Raw genomic sequence first — 21,780 nt, 5'->3', positions numbered from 1 at the left:
AACCCGGCCTCACCAGAGCCGGCGTCGCCGGGCCACCATCACCGTGCCGATCACCGATAGCGTGAGCGCCACCAGCCCGGACACCACCATGGAGTGGGCGAAGTCAAGATCGGCCTGCGCTGCCGGCGGCTGCTGTTCGGCGACAGATACCGTCGACCCGGCTGCGTCGGCTGCGTCGGCTGCGTCGCCCGTGACCGGCTCGGCCGGGCCGGCCGGCGCGGCGCCCGCGAGGAGTCCGGCGGCGAGCAGCGCCGCGACGAAGACCACCACCCCGAGCAGTAACGCCCGCAGCAGGGTGGCCGGCTCCGGTCGGCCTGCGTCGTAGTGGGCGGGCCGTCGATGCGGCGGCGCCGGTGCGCGTACCCAGTGCTTGTTGTCGATCATGCCGTCCCCCGAAGATGTGGGGTCCAGCGTGGGAGGGTCGGCAGGCGGTGGGGTGCTAATGCCGATGATAGTCGCGGGCCCGGGGGCGCGGCGGGGCTTTGCGGTCAGACTCCGGCGATGGGCGGCGGTGGGGCCGGCGGGGAGGTGCCGGCGGTGCGGCGGCCGCCCCGGCCGCCGGGCCGCGGATTCTTCGCAGGGGTGGGGCCGGACACCCGTCGCAGGCCAGCGGTCTGGACGAAGATCGACCGCCGTTCGGTCGCCTCACCCGCGTCGTTGAGCTGGTATCCGTCGAGCCACACCCAGCCGGCGTACGTCGGCCAGTCGTGGACCCGGATCACCCGGAAGTAGATCGGCACCCGGAACTGGACGCTGGCTTCACGGGTGACCTGCAGGACATCCCCGGAGCGGGGTAGCTCCGGCTCCCCCGCGGCCAGGCTGGGACGGTCACATCGACCCATACCGGTCATGTCTACCTCCCGAGGTACGCCGGGCTGTACCGGCAGCCTGCCGCACCGGCGGGCGCCGCGCAACCGACACCGGGTGCGACCTGCGGTTGCTTCGCGTCTTCGGCCAGCGTCGCTCGTTGCACCGAGAAGACAGGCGTCGGACCGAAGGCGAGTACGTGACTATGAGCCCGGAGACGATCAGTGGTGGACACGTGGGAAGTCAGGAACGGTACGGCACGGTGATGGGTACGACCTACCACTCGGCGGCCGACGGTGCGGCCGACGGCGATCAGCACAACGGTACGACCTATGAGAGCAGCGGTGCCGAGAAGCCGCGGCTGCCTTCGCTCGTGGACCTGGAGGTGCCCGTGGAGCCGGATTTCGCCACCGACGGCTGGCTGGACGGTGGCCCCGGCAACCTGGCCGACCATCCGCTGTTGCGGGGTCTGCTGCTGGAGCTGCCGCCCAAGGGGTCAGCGCCGCCGCCCGGCTGGCTGGACCGGTGGTTCGAGGCTGCCCGGTCGATCCTGGACCTCTTCTATGACATCGAGCCCACCCGGCGCTGAGCCGACCGGCGGGTCGCGTCGGTGATCTACGCCGCCGCTCCTACCCGGGGAACGAGGGGAGCTGCTCGGTGGCCGGGGGCGGGGGCGCCGGCCGCCAGAGCCGCAGCAGCTGGCCGCCGAGCCGCGCCAGGTACGCCGGGTTGAGGATGACGTAGCGCCGCCACAGCCGGCGCGGCTCCAGGCCGAGCCGCCACAACCACTCGAGGCCGGCCCGTTGCATCCACGGTGGCGGGGTGCGGAGCAGGCCGGCGTGGTAGTCGAAGGCGGCGCCCACGGCCAGCAGCGGGGCGTCGAGCAACGGACGCATGGCGTAGGTGAACAGCTCCTGCCGGGGGCAGCCGAGGCCGACCAGCACGACCCGGGCGCCTGACGCCCGGATCCGGGCGGCGACTTCCGGCGCCTCGTCGGCCCTGATCGCCCGGAACTGGGAGCTCTCCTGCCCGGCGATCTTCAAGCCGGGCAGCTGTGCGGTGAGCCGATCGACCAGCCGGTGCAGGGTCTCGTCGGTCGACCCGTACAGGTAGACCGGCAGGCCCTGCTCGGCGCAGGCGGCGAGCACCCGGAACGTGAGCGTCGGCCCGTACACCCGGTCGGACAGCCGGCACCGGTGAAGCAGATTCAGCGCCCAGCGGACCGGTTGGCCGTCCGGGGTGACCAGGTCGAACGAGTTCAGCCGGGCGGCGTGGGCCCGGTCGGTGGCGCCGGTCATCACCCCGTGGACGGCGAGCGCCGTCACCGCCAGCGGCCGGCGGTCGCGGGCGGCGGTGAGGATCTGGTCGATGGCGGCCTCGTAGTCGACGGCGTCGACCAGGACCCCCAGCACATTCCGCTTACCGCGGTTGATCATGCGCGACCCAGTTCTCGACCTGCGCGTCGTAGATCTCCCGCAGGATGGTGGGCACGTCGTAGGTGATCTGCCAGTCCGGGTAGTGGGCCTGGAACTTCGCCATGCTGCTGATCCACCACTGGTGGTCGCCGACTCGCGGCTGGTCCACATACACGGTCTTCGCCTCCCGGCCGGTGATCTCCTCGGCGATCCGGAACGCCTCGATGTGGGAGGCATTGGCGAAGCGGCCGCCGCCGAGGTTGTAGACCTCGGCGGAGCGGGGGTTGCGGAAGAACGCCTCGAAGGCGGTGAGCACGTCGTGCGAGTGCAGCGCGTCGCGGACCATCTTGCCCTGGTAGCCGTAGATGGTGTAGGTCCGGCCCGCCATCACGCAGCGCATCAGGTACGCGAGGTAGCCGTGCAGCTCGGCGGCGGAGTGGGCGGGCCCGGTCAGCGTGCCGCCCCGGAAGCACGCGGTCTTCAGCCCGAAGTAGCGGCCGTACTCCTGCACCATCACGTCGGCGGCGACCTTGGAGACACCGAAGATCGAGTGCAGGCAGTCGTCGATCGACATGTCTTCGGTGATCCCACCGGCGTACGGGTGGTCCTCGGCGATCTCGTACCGGGTCGCCAGCTCCCGCAGCGGCAAGAAGTTCGGACGGTCGCCGTAGACCTTGTTGGTGGAGCAGTGGATGAACGCCGCCTCCGGGCAATGCAGGCGGGTGTTCTCCAACACATTGAGGGTGCCGCCGGCGTTGACGTCGAAGTCGGTGTACGGCTCCTTCGCCGCCCAGTCGTGGCTGGGCTGCCCGGCGGTGTGGATTACCACCGAGATGGCGGCGCCGTACTTCTTGAAGATCTGCTCCAGCCCGTCCCGGTCGCGGATGTCCACGTCGAAGTGGGTGTACCCGTCGCCCAGGTCGTTGGTGAGCCGCAGCAGGCTCCAGGCGGTCGAGCCGTCGTCGCCGAAGAAGTAGCGGCGCAGGTCGTTGTCGATGCCGACCACGTCCAACCCGAGTCCGGCGAAGTGGCGGGCGGCCTCCGAGCCGATCAGCCCGGCGGAGCCGGTCACCAGCGCAACGCTCACTTCAGACCCTCCTGGTCGTGGTCGGGTGGGTATGCCCTGAGTCAGCGCGAGCATAACCCGTCCTACCTGGGCTGATCCGGTCGGTTCGGCCCGGCGGGTCAACGCGCGGCAATGCCCCCGGCCAGAGTTGACCAGGGGCATCGAGTGGTGTGTCAGTGGTGGGGAAGGGGGGAGTTGAACCCCCACGCCCTTTCGGGCACACGGACCTGAACCGTGCGCGTCTGCCATTCCGCCACTTCCCCGCGGCAGCCGTCATAGCCTACCTCCCCGCCCGCCCGTCCCGCGAGGGGGGTTTCGCCCCGGTCCCCCGGCTTCCCGGTCGCCCCGAGGGCGTCGGCTGGCCGCCGGTGGCGGCCGCACGCTCCGGCGGGAGATTTTCGCCGATAGCGCGTATGGTTGCCTCGCTGGGCGCGACAGCTGGCGCAGGCGGACTAGGCGGTCGGCCTGCGGTCGGGGGGTGCGCGCAACCGATACCATCAACTTCTCGGGCACGAGGAGGAGCCGGTGAGTGTGCTGCAGCGCTTTGAGAAGCGACTAGAGGGTCTCGTTGAGGGGGCCTTCGCGAAGGTATTCAAAGGGGTCGTCCACCCAGTGGAGATCCTCAACGCGATGCAACGGGAGGCCGAGGCGCACAAGGCGATCCTAGCCGGCGGTCGCACGCTGGTCCCGAACCGGTATGTGATCGACCTCTCCCCGTACGACCACAGCCGGCTCGCGCCGTACGCGGCGGCCCTGGCGCAAGAGCTGGCGCAGTCGCAGGCCGAGTTCATCGGTGAGCAGGCCTGGACGGTCTACGGGGATGTGATCGTCGAGATCGAGCGGGGGGAGGGCCTGGACACCGGCATGTTCCGGGTCACCGCCGAAGTGTTCAGCGGAGATCCGGCGCCGCCCGCCGCCCCGACCGCATACGACCAGCAACATCAGGGCTATCCGCCGCAGTACGAGCAGGCCCACCAGTATGAGCAACCCCAGTATGAGCAGCATGGTCACCCGAGCGGCCCGCCGGCCGGTCCGGGTGGCGGCTTCCGGAACCCGCGGCTGATCTCGGGTGATGGGCGCAACTACCCGCTGGCGATCGGCTCGACCGTGATCGGCCGGGGTGACCAGGCGACGCTGCGCCTGCCTGACGTCGGGATCTCCCGCCGGCACGCCCGGCTGGACTTCGACGGGGCCCAGGTGGTCCTTACCGACCTCGGGTCGACCAACGGATCGATGGTGAATGGTCAGCGGATCTCCGCGGTGGCGCTCAACCCGGGCGACATGATCCAGATCGGGACGACCACGCTCACCTTCCGGGTGGACGGCTAACCGACCTTGGACGAGCTCGTCTTGACTGCGGCCCGGATCGGGCTGCTGGTCCTGCTGTGGATCTTCGTGTTCGCGGTGGTGGGGGTGGTGCGGCGGGACATGTTCGCCGGCGGCCGTTCCCGGCGGGTGGTCGCGCCGCCGCGTGCGGCGGCGGCCGCCGCTGGGGGCGGCGGCGGCGGTCAGGCGCCGGCCAAGGTCCGCAAGGGCCGGGCCGCCCACCAGCTCGTGGTGACCGCTGGCCAGCTCGCGGGCACCCGGATCAGTCTGGGCGAGACCCAGATCACCATCGGCAGGGCGGAGGACTCTACACTCGTCATCACCGACGACTACGCATCAGCCAGGCACGCTCGGCTGGTGCCCCGCGCCGGACAGTGGTATATCGAAGATCTTGGCTCGACCAATGGCACATATCTGGATCGGTCCAAGGTTAGTGGCCCCACCCCCGTACCTATCGGCGTGCCGATCCGGATCGGGCGAACATCCATAGAGCTACGTCCCTAGAAGCTACGGCCCATGAATCTGACCCTGCGCTACGCGGCTCGCAGTGACCGCGGCCTGGTGCGAGACGGTAATCAAGACTCCGTCTACGCCGGCCCGCGGCTGCTCGCCGTGGCCGACGGCATGGGCGGCATGGCCGCCGGTGACGTCGCCAGCAACATTGTCATTGCCGCACTCGCGCCACTGGATGAGGACGTGCCGGGGGACGCGATCCTCGACACCATCCGGGGAAGCGTGGATACGGCCAACCAACAACTACGCGACACCGTCGAAGCGAATCCGCAGATGGAGGGCATGGGCACCACGCTCACCGGGCTGCTGTTCGCGGGCTCGCGGGCCGGTCTGGTGCACATCGGTGACTCTCGCGCCTACCTGCTGCGCTCCGGCGAGTTCCACCAGATCACCAAGGACGACACCTACGTCCAGATGCTGGTGGACGAAGGCCGGATCAGCGCGGAGGAGGCCGGCAGCCATCCCCAGCGGTCGCTGCTCACCCGGGCGATGGACGGCCGGGACATCGACCCCGAGTATTCGGTCCGGACGGTGCTCCCCGGCGACCGGTATCTGATCTGCTCCGACGGCCTCTCCGGGGTGGTCAGCGAGGAGACCATCGCCGACACCACCCGGGAGTACACCGATCCGCAGGAGTGTGTGGAGCGGCTGATCTCGCTGGCGCTGCGCGGCGGCGGCCCGGACAACGTCACCGTGATCGTCGCGGACGCCACCGACCAGGACATCATGGAAGGCACGCCGGTGGTGGGCGGGGCCGCAGCCCGCGGTGAGGCGAGCGGCGACAGCACCGAACACGAGTCCACCCCGGCGGCGCGCGCCTCGGCGTTGAACCCTCGCCCGCCCGCGCCGGAACCGGAGCCGGAGTCGGCGGCCGTCGAGGAGGAGGCGCCGGCCCGCCCGCCGCGACGTCCGCTGCGTACCGCCCTGATCGTGCTGGTCCTGCTGGCGCTGCTCAGTGGCGGGCTCTGGTATGGCTGGTCGGTCACCCAGTCCACCTACTACGTCGGGGCGACCGAGGAGGGCGAGGTCGCGGTCTTTCAAGGGTTGCCCGGCCGGGTGGCCGGCCTCGACCTCTCCAGCCTGCACACGGTCAGCGACTACGCGGTCGACGACCTGCGGCCACACGCCCAGGAGCGGGTCCGGCAGGGCAGCATCCGGGCCGGCAGCTCCGGCGAGGCGGAGCAGCGGATGACCGAGCTGCTCAACGACGAGCTGAAGCCGCTGTGCCGGCCGACCCCCAGCCCGACCCCCACCCCGACCCCCGCCGACGACGAGGACGAACCGGACCCGGAGGAGACTCCGGACCCGGCGGCGACCGCCACCGGGACGATCGATCCTTCCCCGGACGGGGAGCCGGTCAACCGGACCCCACCCCGGACCGACCCGACGGACTGCCGGACCGAGTAGGAGAGACGGAACCCCGGTGACTGCGCCAGCCACCATGCCTGTGCCGCCGAGCTCTCGTAGCTCGACCGGCCGTGGCCGCGCGTCCCGCAACCCGCGGAATGCCGAGCTGGGGCTGCTGCTGCTGGCGATGGGGGTGATCGCCGGCTTCTCCGCCACGGTGGAGTTGCAGCTGCTCGACACGCTGAGCGCCTCGTTCTGGGTGCAACCGGCGGTGTTGACCGTCACCTTCCTCGTCGCACACGTGGCCCTACGGATCTTCGCCCCGTACGCCGACCCGGTGCTGCTGCCGGCGGTGGCCCTGCTGAACGGGGTGGGGGTGGCCTTTCTTCGGCGGCTCGACCTCGGCGTCACCAATCCTGACGATGTGGGGGAAGGCGCGTCACCGTTCAGCGGCATCGGCGGGTCGCAGCTGATCTGGACGGCGGTGTCGATCGCTGGCGTGGTCGGCGTGCTCTGGCTGGTGCGGGACCATCGGCTGATCTCCCGCTACGCCTGGACGCTCGGGCTGGTCGGGATCGTCCTCATGATCATCCCAGGGTTGTTGCCGGCGAGCATCTCCGCCAGCGAGTACGACGAGTCGGCGAAGCTGTGGATCCGGATCGGCCCGTTCTCCATCCAGCCCGGCGAGTTCGCCAAGCTGGCGCTGCTCTGTTTCTTCGCGTACTACCTGGTGCGCAAGCGGGAGGTGCTGTCGCTCGCCGGCAAGCGGTTCCTCGGCATCGACTTCCCCCGCGGGCGCGACCTCGGCCCGGTGGTGGTGGTCTGGCTGCTCTCGCTGCTGGTCCTGGTGATGCAGTTCGACCTCGGCATGTCGTTGATGTATCTGGGCATGTTCGTGGCGATGCTGTACATCGCGACCGAACGCATCAGCTGGATGATCATCGGGTTCCTGCTGTTCACCGGCGGGGCGGTGCTCGCGTACGTGCTCGGCTCCACGATCGGCGGGCCGTTCTACAACTTCTCCTGGCGGGTCGATGTCTGGCTGGACCCGTTCGCCGACCCGACCGGCGCCGGTTATCAACCGTTGCAGTCGCTACTCGGGCTGGGCACCGGCGGCCTCTTCGGCACCGGCCCGGGCGCCGGCCAACCCACCCAGGTGCCGGAGGTCCATAACGACTTCATCTTCGCCGGCATCGGTGAAGAGATCGGCCTGTTCGGCCTGACCGCCCTGCTCATGGTGCTGTTGGTAGTGGTCACCCGGGGCATTCGGATCGGGTTGGCGGTGCGGGACTCGTTCGGCAAGCTGCTCGCCGGCGGGCTCGCCTTCACGCTCGGGTTGCAGATCTTCGTCATCCTAGGTGGGGTGACCGGACTGATCCCGCTGACCGGACTGACCACCCCGCTGATGTCAGCCGGCGGGTCGGCGCTGATGTCGAACTGGATTCTGGTGGCGTTGCTGCTGCGGATCTCCGACGCCGCCCGGCAACCCGCCACGCCGCCGGTGGTCTCCTCCCCGATGCCGGCGCGTCCGGGTGCCGAGCGTTCCGGTGCCGAGCGTCCGGGTGCTGAGCGTCCGGGTGCCGACCGTTCCGGTGCCCAGCACCACCCGGCCCCGGGCGGTGGCCAGGGCGCCCCGGACGGGGGAGCCGCCCCGCCCGGGCGAGGGCTCGCCGACGGGCAGGCGGCGCAGAAGGGATGGTCCGAGTGAACGCACCGCTGCGCCGGGTCGGGATCATCGTGATGGTGATGTTCGGCCTGCTCTTCGCCAACCTGAACTGGGTGCAGGGGTATAAGGCCGACGAGTACCGCAACAGCCCGCACAACGCTGGCCGGGTCCAGATCGCCGAGTACCAGCGGGAACGCGGCCCGATCCTGGTCGGCCGGGACGGCACCGCCGCGGCGGTCAGTATCGAGACCGACGGCCGGCTAACCTACCTGCGCACCTATCCGGAGGATGGGCGCTGGGCGCACGTGGTCGGCTACAAGCCGGTAAACCTCGCCGCCACCGGCATCGAGCGGTTCGAGAACGACTCCCTCGCCGGCACCGGCGACCGGTTCTTCGTCGACCGGATGCGGGACCTCTTCACCGGCGACCAGAGCGCTGGCGGCACCGTCCAGACCACGCTCTCCCGCGGCGGCCAGCAGACCGCGTTCGAGGAGCTGAACGACAACCAGGTCGGGGCCGACCGGGGCGCGGTGATCGCCATCGACCCGCGCACCGGCGGTGTGCAGGCGCTGGTCTCGATGCCCAGCTTCGACCCGAACCCGCTCGCCTCCCACGACCCGGACGTGGCGCAGGATGCGTACGAGGCGCTCGACGCCGACCCGGAGCGGCCACTGGCGAACCGGGTGCTCTCGGAGCGGTTCGAACCCGGCTCGGTCTTCAAGGTGATCGACGCGGCCGCGGCGCTGGCGAGCGGGGATTACCAACCAGACAGCAACCTGGAGGGCGGCGCCCAGTACACCGCCCCCACCGCTGGCTCCCCGATCGGTAACGCCCCCGGGGTCAGCTGCCCCAACTCGATCACGCTGGAGCAGGCGCTGGTGGTCTCCTGCAACACCGCCTTCTCGTGGCTCGCCGCCGAGCAGCTCAGCGGTGACGAACTCAGCGGCATGGCGGACGCGTTCGGGTTCCGCGACGACGAGCTCTCGGTGGGCCGGCTCGACGGCGAAGGCATGTCGGTCGCCACCAGCCAGCTCGGGGAGCTGCACCGGGAAGACGGCCAGTACGACCAGCCCACCCTGGCGCTGACCGCGATCGGGCAGGCGAGCGTGCAGATGACCCCGATCCAGGGGGCGCTGATCGCGGCCACCGTCGCCAACGGGGGCACCCAGATGGCGCCGTACCTGGTGGAGCAGCTCCAGGATGGACAGCTGCGCCCGGTGTACCAAGCCTCCCCGGAGTCGCTGCGCGAGCCGATCACCGGTGAGGTCGCCAGCGAGCTGGAAGACATGATGGTGGCCGCGGTCGAACGTGGCACCGGTACCAACGCGCAGATCCCCGGCTACCGGGTCGGGGGCAAGACCGGCACCGCCGAGACCGGCGACGGCGCGGCCGAACACGGCTGGTTCGTGGGCTTCGTGATCGACGACGGCGAACCGATCAGTGCGGTCGCGGTCTTCCTGGAGAACGCCGGGAGCGGCGGCAGCGGGGAGGCGGCGCGGATCGCGGGCCAGGTGATGCATGCGGTCGTCAACGACCAAGGGGGAAGCTGATGCACGGCGCCGGGATGCAGCTGGGTGGTCGATACCGGCTGGATGAACGGATCGGCGGCGGCGGCATGGGCGAGGTGTGGCGCGGCACCGACGAGGTGCTGGGCCGGACCGTCGCCGTCAAGATCATGCTGCCGGCGTTGTTGGACGAGCCGGGCTTCGCCGAGCGGTTCAAGGCCGAGGCGCGCACCATGGCCCGGCTCAAGCACCCCGGTGTGGTCAACGTGTACGACTACAGCAGCGACGCCACCACCGCGTTCCTGGTGATGGAGTACATCGACGGTGACCCACTGTCGCGTACCCTGAACCGGGTGGGGCGGCTGACCGCCGCCCGCACCATGGCGTTGATCGCGCAGGCGGCCGACGCGCTGGAAGCGGCGCACGCGGCCGGCATCGTCCACCGCGACGTCAAACCAGGCAACCTGATGGTGCGGGCCAACGGCACCCTGGTGCTCACCGACTTCGGCATCTCCCGCTCGGAGATGGCCGGCATGACCGGCACCGGCACGGTGCTCGGTACCGCCTCCTACCTCTCCCCGGAGCAGGCCGCCGGCCAGGTCGCCACCCCCGCCTCCGACGTGTACGCGTTGGGCGTGGTGGCCTACCAGTGCCTCGCCGGGCGCCGGCCGTTCGAGGGCGACAACCCGCTCGAGATCGCGATGAAGCATGTCCGCGAGACCCCGCCGTCGCTGCCCGGCGACACCCCGCCCGCGGTCCGGGAGATCGTGATGCGAGCGCTGGCGAAGGACCCGGGCAACCGGTGGCCCTCGGCCGCCTCGCTCTCGGCGGTGGCCAGGCAGGCGTCGGCCACGCTCGGTCAGGGCGTGGTGATTCCCGGTCCGCCCGCTGGCACCGCCCCCAGCTCCCCGGCCCCGGTCTCCGGCGGCCAGCCCAATCCTGGGCAGGCGATGCCGGGGCAGCCGGCGGCCCACCCCTCCGCGCCACCGCAGCAGCCGGGGCCGCCGCCGTCCAGCGGGGCGCCCCACCATGGCTACCAACCAGGCCACGCCCCGCTCGCCACCCAGCAGGTGCACTACCAGCCGCCCGCGTCCGGGGCGCCGGCCTCCGCGCCGGGCGCCGGCGGCCCGGCGCGCGGCGACCGCCCGTCACCGCTAGCGATCGCCGCGGTGATCCTTTTCGCGGTCGCGATCGTAATGTGTGCTGGGCTGAGTGCTTACCTGCTCCGGCAGGCCACGGACGGTGGGCTCTCCAACCTCTTCACCATGGTCAAGGTTGATCATCCCATCGAAGGATCAATGACGATATGAGCGCGCCAGAGCGGCTGCTGGGCGGCCGGTACGAGGTCGGTGAGCTGCTGGGCTACGGCGGCATGGCCGAGGTGCACCGGGGGCGGGACCGGCGCCTGGGCCGCGACGTAGCGATCAAGATGCTGCGCACCGACCTCGCCCGCGACCACACGTTCCAGCTCCGGTTCCGCCGGGAGGCGCAGAACTCCGCCACCCTGAACCACCCCGGCATTGCCGCGGTCTACGACACCGGCGAGGAGAAGGCCGCAACCGGCGAGGCGCTGCCCTACATCGTCATGGAGTTCGTCAACGGGCAGACCCTCAAGGACGTCCTCGCCGCCGAGCAGGTGCTGCAGCCTCGGCGGGCGCTGGAGGTCACCGCGGACATCTGCGCCGCGCTGGAGTTCAGCCACCGGCACGGGATCATCCACCGGGACGTCAAGCCCGGCAACGCGATGATCACCACCAATGGCCAGGTCAAGGTCATGGACTTCGGCATCGCCCGGGACCTCGCCAGCGGCGCCACCACCATGACCCAGACCTCGGCGGTCATCGGCACCGCCCAGTACCTCTCCCCCGAGCAGGCGCGCGGCGAGGCGGTCGACGCCCGCTCCGACGTGTACGCCACCGGCTGCCTGCTCTTCGAACTGCTCTGCGGCGACCCGCCGTTCACCGGCGACAGTCCGGTCTCGGTCGCCTACCAGCACGTCCGGGAAGACCCCAAGGCCCCCTCCGAGGTGAACCCGGAGATCGGGCCGGACATCGACGCGGTGGTGCTGAAGGCGCTGGCGAAGAACCCGGCCAACCGCTACCAGTCGGCCGCCGAGATGCGGGCCGACCTGCTCCGCGCCGCCAGCGGCCGGCCGGTGCTCGCCACCCCGGTGATGAGCGACGCCGAGACCGCGATGCTCGGGCAGGGGCCCGGCGGCGAACCGGCCCGGGTCGGCGACCCGCAGCAGCGCAAGGCCTCCACCTGGGTGCTCGCCGCGCTCGGGGTGCTCGGGGTGCTGGCGGTGATCGCCCTGATCACCGGTCTGATCCTGAGCAACCAGGGCAGCGAACAGGTGGTCGTGCCGAACCTCGAAGGGATGACCGAGGAAGAGGCGTCCGAGGAGATCGACGCGCTGGAGCTGGCGGCCGCGGTCGGCGAACCGCTCGCCGGCGACGACTGCGAAGAAGACACGGTGGTCGCCCAGTCGCCCGGGCCAGGCGAAGAGGTCGAACCGGCCTCGGTGGTCACCTTCCAGCTCTGCGCCGGCCCGGAAGCGTTCCCGATGCCGAACGTGGTCGGCTCCACCGAAGAGAGCGCCGTGAACCAGCTTCGAAACGCCGGCCTGGACGTCACCGTGGAGGACCGGGCCAGCTCGGAGCCGTCCAACACGGTCGTGGAGACCGATCCGGAGGCCGGCGAAGACGTGCTCCCGGGCGACGAGGTCACGATCTACGTCTCGCAGGGCAACATCGCCTCGGTGCCGGACGTGGTCGGCCTCTCGGAGGCAGAGGCCCGGGGCCGCCTGGAGGGCGCCGGCTTCACCGTGAACACGGACAACGCCGACAGCTCACCCTCCTCGCCGGATCAGGCGGGCACGGTGGCCGGGCAGAACCCGTCCAGCGGTGAGGAAGTCAACGTGAACGAGACGACGGTGACCATCTTCATCTACGCCGACGGCCAGGCCCTGCAGATCAGCGAGCCGGTGGTCGGCGACGACGGCGTCACCGTGGTGATCAACTGGGACAATGACATCTTCGGCGGGGTCACGATCGACTGGGGCGACGGCACCACCGAGGACTACAGCAGCTCCGAGGGCCCGAGCGACCCGCACACCTACCAGGTGGCCCCGGGCGACTCTGAGCAGTTCACGATCACCGTCACAGCCCAGGACGACTCGAGCCGGAGCCAGAGCGTCTCGGTGACGATCGAACCCGAGCCGTAACCGCGCCTGCGTGCGTGCCGCGCCTGCGTGCGTGCCGCGCCTGCGCGCGTGCCGCGCCTGCGCGCGTGCCGCGCCTTGGTTGGCTGGGGAGGGATCTTGCGTACCGGAATGTCGGACATTACCGGGCGCAAGATCCCGCTCTGCCCAACCATGATGCGCCGCAGGTCGCGGGTGGGCCCGGAGGTCGCGGCGCGCGCCGATCAGTCACAGTCAGGTCAGGGACGGTAGCCGCCGCGGACCAGCATCTGCTCAGCCCGGTAAGCCAGCGCGTCGGGCCGTTGGTACGCGTCCCGCCAGGTCCATCGGAAGGCGGTGAATCCCAGTTCGGCGAAGCCGGCATCGCGGAGCTTCTCTCGCCGGAGGACCTCCGGCGCGGTGTACTTCGTGAGTCCGTCCGCCTCCCCGATGACCCGGTACGGTGCCCAGAGAAAGTCGGCCCGCTCCAGGCCGCCGATGATCGCCTGCAGGGTCGGTGTCGGTAGCCCATGGTGGTGAAACGCCACCCGGGAGATCGACTCCAGCGGCGACTCGGCCCGGTGGTCGGCGAAGGCGGCCACGTGTCGCGCTCGGGCAATGCCCGGCCACCCCCGGCATGAATCGAGCACCTCCAGCAGTTCGTCGCGCGGGCAGCGACGCCGGAGCGCAGCGTCGGCGACCACCACCCCGGCCCGGAACGGCCGGCGCCGGCTCAGGTCCACCACCGTACGAGGCAGCGTCGTGACCGGAACTCCCCTGATCATGGTGTGCTCGCCGGGTGCCACCCGAGAGTGATGTACTACGACTCCCGGATACCGCGCCGTGCCCTGTGTCCGGCGCGCGCGGGTGAGCTGGTGATGATCCGGGGCGCCCAGCGTGGGGATCCCCCACAGCATCGCCGCGGTCTCGTGGCTCGCGATCGCGTCGAGCCGTTCCGTCGCCGCTCTGATCTCCATGATCGAGTCCGCTCGCAGGGCGTACAGTCCGCGTCGTAACCGCACGAGTTCGCCCCTGCCGTGGCGCGCGCGGAGGGCCGATTTGCGCTGCGGATCAGTGGTGATCAGCGGCGGCCACGGAGCGTCGGGTGACGGATACGAAGAGCCCATGACATTGACTATCGCCGACCCGTGCAACCCGGCGCTCGTCCACGTCGGCACCCTGCCCGCCCCGCCGCACCTTGGTTGGCTGGGGAGGGATCTTGCGTACCGGAATATCCGACATAACTGGACGCAAGATCCCTCCCCGCCCAACCAAGCGGGGCGCGGCGCCGGGGCGCTGTGGCGGGCGCGGCGGGGCGCGGCGGGGCGCGGCAAGGCGGGGGTGGGGGCCCGCGGCGGGGGACCTAGCGGAGGCCGGCGAAGGCGGTTTGCCGGCGGAGGTCGAGTTCGGCGCCGAGCGCCGGGGCGAGGGTACGCGCCGCGGGCAGGCCGCACTCCGCTAGCCAGTTCGCGAGCAGCAGATGCCCCGCCTGGCTCAGCACCGACTCCGGGTGGAACTGCACCCCCTCGATCGGGAGCCGGCGATGCCGCACGCCCATGATTACGCCGTGCTCGCTGCGGGCGGTGACGGCGAGCTCCGGCGGCAGCGTCGACTCGACGATCGCCAGCGAGTGGTAGCGGGTCGCCTCGAACGGGTCCGGGAGCTCCGCGAACACCCCCTCACCGTGATGGCTCACCAGCGACGTCTGTCCGTGCAGCAGCTCCGGCGCCTGGTCGATGGTGGCACCGTACGCGGCGCCGATGACCTGATGACCGAGGCAGACCCCGAGGATCGGCACCCGCCCGGCCAGCTCGTCGACGAGCGGCAGGCAGATGCCCGCCTGGGCCGGACCGCCCGGCCCGGGTGACAGCAGCAACCCATCGCCCGCGAGCGCCGCCGCTTCCGACACCGTGATCTCGTCGTGGCGGCGCACCAGGCACTCGGCGCCCAACTGCTCCAGGTACTGGACCAGGTTGTAGACGAACGAGTCGTAGTTGTCGACGACGAGAATGCGCACCCGTCACCCATCCGTGTCGTACGGGATGTCGTGCTCGTCCTCCAGCGTAGACCCGTCCGGCCCGACCAGGCCGTCGTCCTCCTCCGCCGGATCAGTCAGCCCGGGGTCGCCGCCCGGGGTCGGTGGGGCGTCGCCCTCACCCGGGTCGAACTCGCCCTCCAGCTGGCCTTCGTTCCACGGCAGTAGGGTCTGCTCGATCCACGGGTCCGCCCACGGGAAGACCACGAACCACAGCATCGCCATCGCCCCGCCAGCGAGCAGGACCGACCCGAACAGCTTGCCGGGGAGCCCGAACGGCAGGTGGCGCCAGATCCACGCGTACATGTTTGCCCGACCCCCTAGCCGCCCAGCCCGCCGAGCACCGATGGGCGCCCTTCCGACTGGGGCTGGTGGTCGACCAGCTCCGCGTGGACGATCAGCCGTTCGTAGTTGTCCCACTTCGGGTGGCAGGTGGTCAGGGTCAGCATCGCCTGCGACGGCTCCACCCCCGGCTGGCCCGGCACCGGTGCCACCACCTCCACCGCGCTCGGTGCGACGATGTGGTTCTGGGTGACCCGGTATGTGTACCAGTTGCCCTGGGTCTCCACCACGATCGCGTCGCCCTCGTACACCTTGTCGAGGTCCCAGAAGGTGGCCGGATTACGGTGACCAGCGATGGCGAAGTTGCCCACCTCGCCGGGCATCGCGCCGCTCGGGTAGCGCCCCGGTGCGTACCGGATGTCGTCGAGCTCCACACCCTCCACAACGACCCAGTGTTTGCCGAGCTTCGGCACGTACAGCCGGGCGATCGCGTGGCCGGGCGGTGGCCCCAGCGGCTCCGGGGTCGCTTCCGGCTCCTCGTCGTCCGGGCTCGGGGTCGGCGCTACTGGTTCGGCCCACATCTCCTCGAGCTGCCGGTCCAGCTCATCCTGGTGGGAGGCGACCACCGCGGCCTTACCCCAGACCTCGTACGCGGCCAGCAGCAGCACGATCACCCCGACGGTGATCAGCAACTCGCCGAAGCCGCGGACGGTGGTGCGCACCACCGTGCCGAAGGTGGTACGGGTCAGCGCGGAGTAGACGCTGCGGTACCCGCCGGTGTCGGTCTGCAGTGCCCGCAACGGGATCACCTGCTCGCCGGCCTTCGGCTCCGGCTTCGGCGCGTCGTCGTCGGGGTCCGGCGGCGGGGCGGGCGGGACGATACCCAGCAGACTGGTCTCCGCCGCCGGCGGCGGCCCGGTGCGGGCTGGTTCCCGGTGGCGAGTCCGGGCCCCCACCGCGGAGATGACGGCGGTCTGGTCGGCGTCGACCCGCCCGGCGTCGATCACCGCGGTCTGGTCGGCGTCCCGCAGCCGCGGCAGCACGGTCGTCGCCTCCACCGCCGGGCTGACCGGAGCGGGGTCGGTGCTGTCCGCCCACGGGTCCCAGTTTTGGCCGGTGGCCGGCGCGGGCGCTGGCGCCGGCTGCTGTGGCTGCGCCGGCCGTGGCGTCGGCGGCGGCGCCGAGAAATTCGGCGCCGGCGGGTTCAACGTGGGCGGCCGAGGCGGAGCGGGCTGCTGCGAAGGTACGGGCTGCTGCCCCCACGGCTCAGCCTGCTGCCCGGCCTGCCCGACTCGGGCCCCCGGCTGCTCGTCCGCCTGCCCTTCCGGGGGGAACGAGTCGTCACGCACCCACTCGTCAGTGTCGGAGGCCCGATGGCGCCCCCGACGACGTCCCGGATCGGGCCCCGCGGTCACCGCGGCACCTGCCCCGACCGTAACGTGCTGGTCCCCTCGTACGCCGGCACGCTGACATCCTCCTCCACCGACTCCCGATAGCCAAGCCCGTACGCGTCGGCCGCCTCCCAAAACACTTGAACACCTGATGAACCCGCCAACGCGTCGCTCATCGCCGCCGGATCCCCGATCGCCGTAATCTCGTACGGCGGCGAGTAAGGTCGGCCGTGCAGCAACAATACCGGCCCGACGCACAACACCGCGCTGGTCGCGATCACCCGCTCGCCCATGATGGTCATGGCTTCGGCGCCGCCGGCCCACAATGCGTTCACCACCGCCTGCACGTCCTCCTGATGCACCAGCAGGTCGTCAGGCTCAGCACCAGGCGGACGGACCCCGTCGGGGCGAAGCGCGTCATCGAGGTGGACGGTCAGACCCGGCCCCCGCAACGCCGAGAAGCCGGCGGCCTCCCGGTGCTCAGCCGCCCGGTCCTGCTCCGCCAACACCGGGGCGTCCGCCCCCGCCAACGCCTCGGTGAGCGCCGCGACCTCGGCCTCGAGCGGTGCCACCTCGGCCTCGGCGGCGGCCACCCGGTTCGCGCGCTCCTCGATCAAGTCGGCGAGCTGCAACTGCCGGTCCTCCCGCAGCGGAACGTCGCTGGCCGAGGTGGCGGAGGTCGTGAACAGCAGCCCGGCGGCGAGAGCGATCACGGGAACCCCCACCGCCCAACCCGGTCGCCGGGCGGGGCGGCGACGCAGCGCCTGCCGCAGGTGTCCGTACACGTTTCGCCAGCTGGCCGGACCCGGCGAGTACTCGCTCACGACCGCACCCCCACGCCGCGGGGCTTCCTGTTCGCGCTGCGGGGCTCGCTTCGCTCGCTCCTCGCACTCACTGTGGGGTGGGTGTTCGCGCTGCGGGGCTCGCTTCGCTCGCTCCTCGCACTCACTGTGGGGTGGGTGTTCGCGCTGCGGGGCTCGCTTCGCTCGCTCCTCGCACTCACTGGGTGCCCCCTTTGGGCGTGGTCTCGGTTAGGCTGTCGGGGTACGTAATGCGACAACCATCGAACCTACTGTTCAGCATGCCGGCCCCTCGGGGAGTATCTCGTGCCGAAGTCAACGATCCGTAAGAAGAAGGTCTACACGCCGCCGGCGGAGGTGCGGCCAGCTTCTGACGCTACCCGCCGGAAGCCCAGTCCGCCGTGGCTGCCGGTCAGTGCGGTCTGCATGATCGTCTTCGGCATCGCCTGGTTGGTGGTCTTCTACATCACCACCGGAGACTATCCCGTCGCAGCCTGGGGTTACTGGAACCTAGTCATCGGGTTCGGGGCGATGGTCAGCTCGCTGGCGGTCCTGTCCCGCTGGCGCTGACCGGCGCGACCCCCGGTCTGCCCACTTCGCCCCTGCGTACGCGGGGGTGAAGCCGTCGGTGGCGGCTGCTCGCCGCCGAGCGCCGAGGGTGCCGTTTGTCACGTGTGCGCAGCGTACCGGCGTGTCGCCGGGGCGAGCCAGGCTGGCGTGCCGCCGCACCGGTCCGTAGGCTACTGACGAGTAGGGTTTGTGGGGAACTACCGTGGTGTAGTTATCCACAGCCGTTATCCACACTGTGGATAACGGCATAGCTTTCAAAACGGACATTAGGAGCGAGTGTGGGCGCCGTCCAGATCCTCTCTACCGTCGTCGCGTACCTGGTGACCGTGGTCGCGGTGGCGTTCGCGGTGCGTGCGGCCCGGCGGATGGTCGCGGTGATCCGGCTCGGGCAGCCCGACCCATCCCGGTTCGACGACCGCCGCGGCCGGACCGCGACGATGCTGCGGGAGACCCTCGGCCACACCCGGATGTTGAAGTGGTCGGTGGTGGGGGTCGCCCACTGGTTCGTGATGGTGGCCTTCATCCTGCTCGCGTCGCTCGTCGTCGCCGCCTACTTCGAGGTGCTGGACCCCACCAGGACGCTGCCGATCGTCGGCGGCTGGACCATCTTCGGCCTGGTCACCGAGGTGCTGAGCGTGCTCGGGGTGCTGGCGATCGGACTGCTGATCGTGGTTCGGCTGCTGAACCTCCCACGCCGCCGCAGCTGGTCCCGGTTCGCCGGCTCGACCTCCTGGCAGGCCTACTACGTCGAGTACACGATCCTCGCGGTGCTGGTCGTGGGGCTGCTGGTCCGCGGCACCAAGGCGGCCGACGGGGCGCTCGCCTACCCGGTGTGGGCGGCGCCGGTCAGTCACGCCCTCGGCGGCGTGATGCCGGCGAGCGGCGATCTGATCAGCTTGCTCGCGTTGCTCAAGATTCTCATCTCGATGGCGTGGGTGATCGTGATCTCCACCCACGTGACCATGGGGGTGGCGTGGCACCGGTTCACCGCCTTCCCCAACATCTACTTCAAGCGCTCCGGCGACGCCGCCCCGGCGTTGGGCGCGCTCAAACCGATGACCACCGGCGGCGAGCCGATCGACTTCGAAACGGCCGACCCCGAGACCGACCAGTTCGGCGTGGCCGAGGTCGAGCAGTTCAGCTGGAAAGGGCTGCTCGACTTCACCACCTGCACCGAGTGTGGCCGCTGCCAGGACCAGTGCCCGGCCTGGCACACCGGCAAGCCGCTCTCCCCCAAGTTGGTCGTGCTGAGCCTGCGCGACCACGCGTACGCCAAGGCGCCGTACCTGCTCGCTGGCGGGGGCAAGAGCCCGGCCGGGGAGGAAAAGGCCTCGGCCGAGCAGTTGGCGAGCGTGCCCGCGTCGGCGCTGGCGGAGGCGCAACGGTCGCTGATCGGCGGCGCCGAGGAGGCCGGGATCATCGACCCGGACGCGCTGTGGGCCTGCACCACCTGCGGGGCGTGCGTGGAGCAGTGCCCGGTCGACATCGAGCATGTCGACCACATCGTCGATCTGCGCCGGCACCAGGTGATGATCGAGTCGAGCTTCCCGCCCGAAGCGGGGGCGATGCTGCGCAATCTGGAAAACAAGGGCAATCCGTGGGGGGCGGCGAACAAGGCCCGGGAGGACTGGACCAAAGGCCTCGACTTCGAGGTGCCGCGGGTCGGCGACGGTTCGGCGAACGACTTCGAGTACCTGTTCTGGGTCGGCTGCGCCGGGGCGCTGGAGGACCGCGCAAAGAAGACGACCCGGGCGGTGGCGACGCTGCTGCATCAGGCCGGTGTGAATTTCGCCATTCTCGGTGAGGGTGAGACCTGCACCGGTGATCCGGCTCGGCGGATCGGCAACGAGTTCTTGTTCCAGATGTTCGCCGAGCAGAATGTGGAGACCCTCAACGAGGCGTTCGGCGATCGGTCACGGCCTAATCGGAAAATTGTGGCAACTTGCCCGCACTGCTTCAACACGCTCGGTAACGAGTACTCACAGTTCGGCGGCGAGTATGAAGTGATTCATCACACACAATTGCTCTCCCAATTGGTCGGTGACGGTCGGTTGACCCCGATTCGTTCCGTGGCTGGCGGCCTGACCTGGCACGACCCCTGCTACCTGGGGCGGCACAACCAGGTGTACGAACCACCGCGTGAGCTGCTCGGCGACGCGCTGGTGGAGATGCCGCGCAACTCGGAACGCTCCTTCTGCTGCGGCGCTGGTGGCGCCCGGATGTGGATGGAGGAACGGATCGGTAAGCGCATCAACACCGACCGGGCCGAAGAGGCGATCGCCACCGGGGCCGGGACGGTCGCGGTGGGCTGCCCGTTCTGTTACACCATGTTGGGCGATGGCGTAGCTGGTGCGCAGGCAGGCCAGGAATCGCAGGTAGAGGTGGTCGACGTCGCCACGGTGCTGCTTCGCGCCAATGCAGATTCGGCCACCTAGTGGCCACTTTCGAGTGATGGCGCCACTACCCAGTGAAACCCTTTCGTGCCGCCCTTGACCACTGCTTGACAATCCGTTTAGGCTTCGGGGTCGTTGGGTCGGATGTCGGTTGCCCACTAGGGGCGACCCCGAGCCAGCACCGCCGAGTTGTCGGGGTGACCGTCCCGACGAGCCGGGGAACCACGCAACACCCCGGGGTGAATCCGCGACTTCGCGGTAGGGCGACACTTCCCGCCCGAACCCGTCAGCTAACCCGGTAGGCGGTCAGGGAAGAAGGGGTACGGTCCCCGTGGCAGAACCTGCCAGGCGGGTGCGCAGCCGGTCCGACCGGTCGCACAATGCCCGCTCTCGTTCAATGACCCGTTCACTTCTCTCCATCATGGCCGCCGCGGTCGTCGCGGTGCCGGTCATCTTCGCCGGTCCGGCCTACGCGCAAGACTCCCCCGAGGAGCTCCAGTCGCAGATCGACGACGCCTGGCGCGAGCTGGAGCCGATCATCGAGGAGCACAACGCGATCCGGATCGAGCTCGAGGAGCGCCAGGAAGAGGCCGAGGAGCTCGAGGAGAAGATCGAGCCGCTGCAGCTGCAGGTCGACCTGGCTCGGGCTGAAATTTCCGACATCGCCCTCTACAACTTCAAGGGGGGCAACGTCACCGCCTTCAAGGCGCTACTGACCACCGGCTCCCCGCTCACCTTCGCCGAGCAGCTGACCGCGCTCGACCAGTTCGCGCGCGCCCAGCAGGGCAAGATCCTGAAGGTCCTGGAGACCAAGGAAGCGTACGAGACCGAGCAGGAGGAGCTCGACGCGCTGGTGGCCGAGCTGACCGCGACTGAGGAAGACCTCGCCGAGCGGGCAGATGAGATCGACGCCGAGATCGACCGGCTGGAGGATCTCCGGGAGGAGGCGCTCGCCAACGCCGCCCCCGACACCTCGGCGCCAGCGGTCAGTGGCTCGGGCAACTGCCCCAGCGGCGCCAACGCCGTGATGGCCTTCGCCTGCGCTCAGCTGGGCAAGCCGTACGGCTGGGGCACCGCGGGTCCGGACACCTTCGACTGCTCCGGGCTGACCATGCGGGCCTGGGAGCAGGCCGGGGCGAGCCTGCCGCACAACGCGGCCGCGCAGCGCAACGCCACCCGACAGGTCGATCGAACTGATCTTCAACCCGGTGACCTCGTCTTCTACCACAGCGGGCTGAGCCACGTCGGTCTCTACGCCGGCAACGGCTGGATCGTCCACGCCCCCCAGGCGGGTAATCCGGTGAGGATGATGCAGATCGACCAGATGCCGATCCACAGCTATGGCCGACCGTAGCCGGACGGCCTGACTAAGGCTCCCGCCAATCCCCCCGGGCGGGAACCCTGGGCGCCCGCCGCGCGCATCCCCGTCGCGCGGCGGGCGCCACTACCTTTTCCTGCCGATCATGGACCTAGGTACATCATCAGG

Annotated in this window: 19 protein-coding genes, 1 tRNA gene, 1 pseudogene and 1 riboswitch; of the genes and pseudogenes, 11 read left to right on the top strand and 10 right to left on the bottom strand. The window is 70.3% G+C overall.

Going from position 1 to position 21,780, the window contains the following annotated elements:
* Positions 1-9: 9 nt before the first annotated feature.
* The gene (locus tag JQS43_RS25650) at positions 10-384 is read right to left on the bottom strand and encodes a hypothetical protein (RefSeq protein ID WP_239676926.1); all 375 of its coding nucleotides are present in this window, start codon (positions 382-384) and stop codon (positions 10-12) included.
* A gap of 104 nt (positions 385-488) precedes the next feature.
* Complete coding sequence (locus JQS43_RS25645) at positions 489-842, bottom strand: hypothetical protein (RefSeq protein ID WP_239676925.1); 354 nt, start codon at positions 840-842, stop codon at positions 489-491.
* A 200-nt stretch (positions 843-1,042) separates the two neighbouring features.
* Between JQS43_RS25645 and JQS43_RS25640 the strand changes: the two genes are divergently transcribed.
* Complete coding sequence (locus tag JQS43_RS25640; protein WP_239679597.1) at positions 1,043-1,396, top strand: hypothetical protein; 354 nt, start codon at positions 1,043-1,045, stop codon at positions 1,394-1,396.
* 40 nt (positions 1,397-1,436) lie between these two features.
* On the opposite strand, the gene JQS43_RS25635 is transcribed toward JQS43_RS25640, so the two are convergent.
* From JQS43_RS25635 to JQS43_RS25625, 3 genes are all read right to left on the bottom strand, one after another.
* Positions 1,437-2,243, bottom strand: a complete 807-nt coding sequence (locus tag JQS43_RS25635) for a WecB/TagA/CpsF family glycosyltransferase (protein WP_239676924.1) — start codon at positions 2,241-2,243, stop codon at positions 1,437-1,439.
* Positions 2,227-3,309 carry an NAD-dependent epimerase/dehydratase family protein gene (locus tag JQS43_RS25630; protein WP_239676923.1) on the bottom strand — a complete coding sequence of 361 codons (1,083 nt, stop codon included), beginning with the start codon at positions 3,307-3,309 and terminating at the stop codon, positions 2,227-2,229. The genes JQS43_RS25635 and JQS43_RS25630 overlap by 17 nt, the downstream gene beginning before the upstream one ends.
* A 156-nt stretch (positions 3,310-3,465) precedes the next feature.
* Positions 3,466-3,551 (bottom strand) — tRNA-Leu (locus JQS43_RS25625).
* Between the two features lie 262 nt (positions 3,552-3,813).
* On the opposite strand from JQS43_RS25625, the gene JQS43_RS25620 reads away from it, so the two are divergent.
* From JQS43_RS25620 to pknB, 7 genes and pseudogenes are all read left to right on the top strand, one after another.
* Positions 3,814-4,617, top strand: a complete 804-nt coding sequence (locus JQS43_RS25620) for an FhaA domain-containing protein (protein WP_239676922.1) — start codon at positions 3,814-3,816, stop codon at positions 4,615-4,617.
* 6 nt (positions 4,618-4,623) lie between these two features.
* A complete protein-coding gene (locus JQS43_RS25615; protein ID WP_239676921.1) occupies positions 4,624-5,118 on the top strand; it encodes an FHA domain-containing protein FhaB/FipA in 495 nt (164 codons plus the stop codon).
* Positions 5,119-5,130: 12 nt separating this feature from the next.
* On the top strand, positions 5,131-6,534 hold the full coding sequence (locus JQS43_RS25610; protein ID WP_239676920.1) for a PP2C family protein-serine/threonine phosphatase: 1,404 nt from the start codon (positions 5,131-5,133) through the stop codon (positions 6,532-6,534).
* Between the two features lie 16 nt (positions 6,535-6,550).
* A pseudogene (locus JQS43_RS25605) lies at positions 6,551-7,996 on the top strand (FtsW/RodA/SpoVE family cell cycle protein); the annotation flags it as partial.
* A 182-nt stretch (positions 7,997-8,178) separates the two neighbouring features.
* The gene (locus JQS43_RS25600) at positions 8,179-9,690 is read left to right on the top strand and encodes a penicillin-binding transpeptidase domain-containing protein (RefSeq protein ID WP_239676919.1); all 1,512 of its coding nucleotides are present in this window, start codon (positions 8,179-8,181) and stop codon (positions 9,688-9,690) included.
* Positions 9,690-10,955, top strand: a complete 1,266-nt coding sequence (locus JQS43_RS25595) for a serine/threonine-protein kinase (protein WP_239676918.1) — start codon at positions 9,690-9,692, stop codon at positions 10,953-10,955. Before JQS43_RS25600 ends, JQS43_RS25595 begins: the two co-directional genes overlap by 1 nt.
* Positions 10,952-12,868, top strand: coding sequence for a Stk1 family PASTA domain-containing Ser/Thr kinase (gene pknB / locus JQS43_RS25590; protein WP_239676917.1), 1,917 nt, complete (start codon positions 10,952-10,954; stop codon positions 12,866-12,868). Before JQS43_RS25595 ends, pknB begins: the two co-directional genes overlap by 4 nt.
* Before the next feature lie 215 nt (positions 12,869-13,083).
* Here the strand turns inward: pknB and JQS43_RS25585 are convergent, their stop codons facing one another.
* From JQS43_RS25585 to JQS43_RS25565, 5 genes are all read right to left on the bottom strand, one after another.
* Positions 13,084-13,800, bottom strand: a complete 717-nt coding sequence (locus JQS43_RS25585; RefSeq protein ID WP_239676916.1) for a type IV toxin-antitoxin system AbiEi family antitoxin — start codon at positions 13,798-13,800, stop codon at positions 13,084-13,086.
* A 386-nt stretch (positions 13,801-14,186) separates the two neighbouring features.
* Positions 14,187-14,840: an aminodeoxychorismate/anthranilate synthase component II gene (locus JQS43_RS25580; protein ID WP_239676915.1), complete on the bottom strand. Its 654-nt coding sequence runs from the start codon at positions 14,838-14,840 to the stop codon at positions 14,187-14,189.
* Positions 14,841-14,843: 3 nt separating this feature from the next.
* Positions 14,844-15,164 carry a hypothetical protein gene (locus JQS43_RS25575; RefSeq protein ID WP_239676914.1) on the bottom strand — a complete coding sequence of 107 codons (321 nt, stop codon included), beginning with the start codon at positions 15,162-15,164 and terminating at the stop codon, positions 14,844-14,846.
* A gap of 14 nt (positions 15,165-15,178) precedes the next feature.
* Positions 15,179-16,489: a class E sortase gene (locus JQS43_RS25570; protein WP_239676913.1), complete on the bottom strand. Its 1,311-nt coding sequence runs from the start codon at positions 16,487-16,489 to the stop codon at positions 15,179-15,181.
* 62 nt (positions 16,490-16,551) lie between these two features.
* On the bottom strand, positions 16,552-17,355 hold the full coding sequence (locus JQS43_RS25565) for a DUF881 domain-containing protein (RefSeq protein WP_239676912.1): 804 nt from the start codon (positions 17,353-17,355) through the stop codon (positions 16,552-16,554).
* A 282-nt stretch (positions 17,356-17,637) separates the two neighbouring features.
* Between JQS43_RS25565 and JQS43_RS25560 the strand changes: the two genes are divergently transcribed.
* From JQS43_RS25560 to JQS43_RS25550, 3 genes are all read left to right on the top strand, one after another.
* Entirely contained in the window at positions 17,638-17,901 is a 264-nt protein-coding gene (locus tag JQS43_RS25560) for a cell division protein CrgA (protein ID WP_239676911.1), read from the top strand.
* Between the two features lie 278 nt (positions 17,902-18,179).
* The gene (locus JQS43_RS25555) at positions 18,180-20,336 is read left to right on the top strand and encodes a (Fe-S)-binding protein (RefSeq protein ID WP_239676910.1); all 2,157 of its coding nucleotides are present in this window, start codon (positions 18,180-18,182) and stop codon (positions 20,334-20,336) included.
* A 130-nt stretch (positions 20,337-20,466) separates the two neighbouring features.
* A riboswitch (cyclic di-AMP (ydaO/yuaA leader) is annotated at positions 20,467-20,614 on the top strand.
* A gap of 77 nt (positions 20,615-20,691) precedes the next feature.
* Entirely contained in the window at positions 20,692-21,648 is a 957-nt protein-coding gene (locus tag JQS43_RS25550; RefSeq protein ID WP_239676909.1) for a C40 family peptidase, read from the top strand.
* Positions 21,649-21,780: the final 132 nt, after the last annotated feature.

This window comes from Natronosporangium hydrolyticum (assembly GCF_016925615.1).
Lineage (GTDB): Bacteria > Actinomycetota > Actinomycetes > Mycobacteriales > Micromonosporaceae > Natronosporangium > Natronosporangium hydrolyticum.
This window is presented reverse-complemented; position numbering and strand designations above follow the sequence as displayed.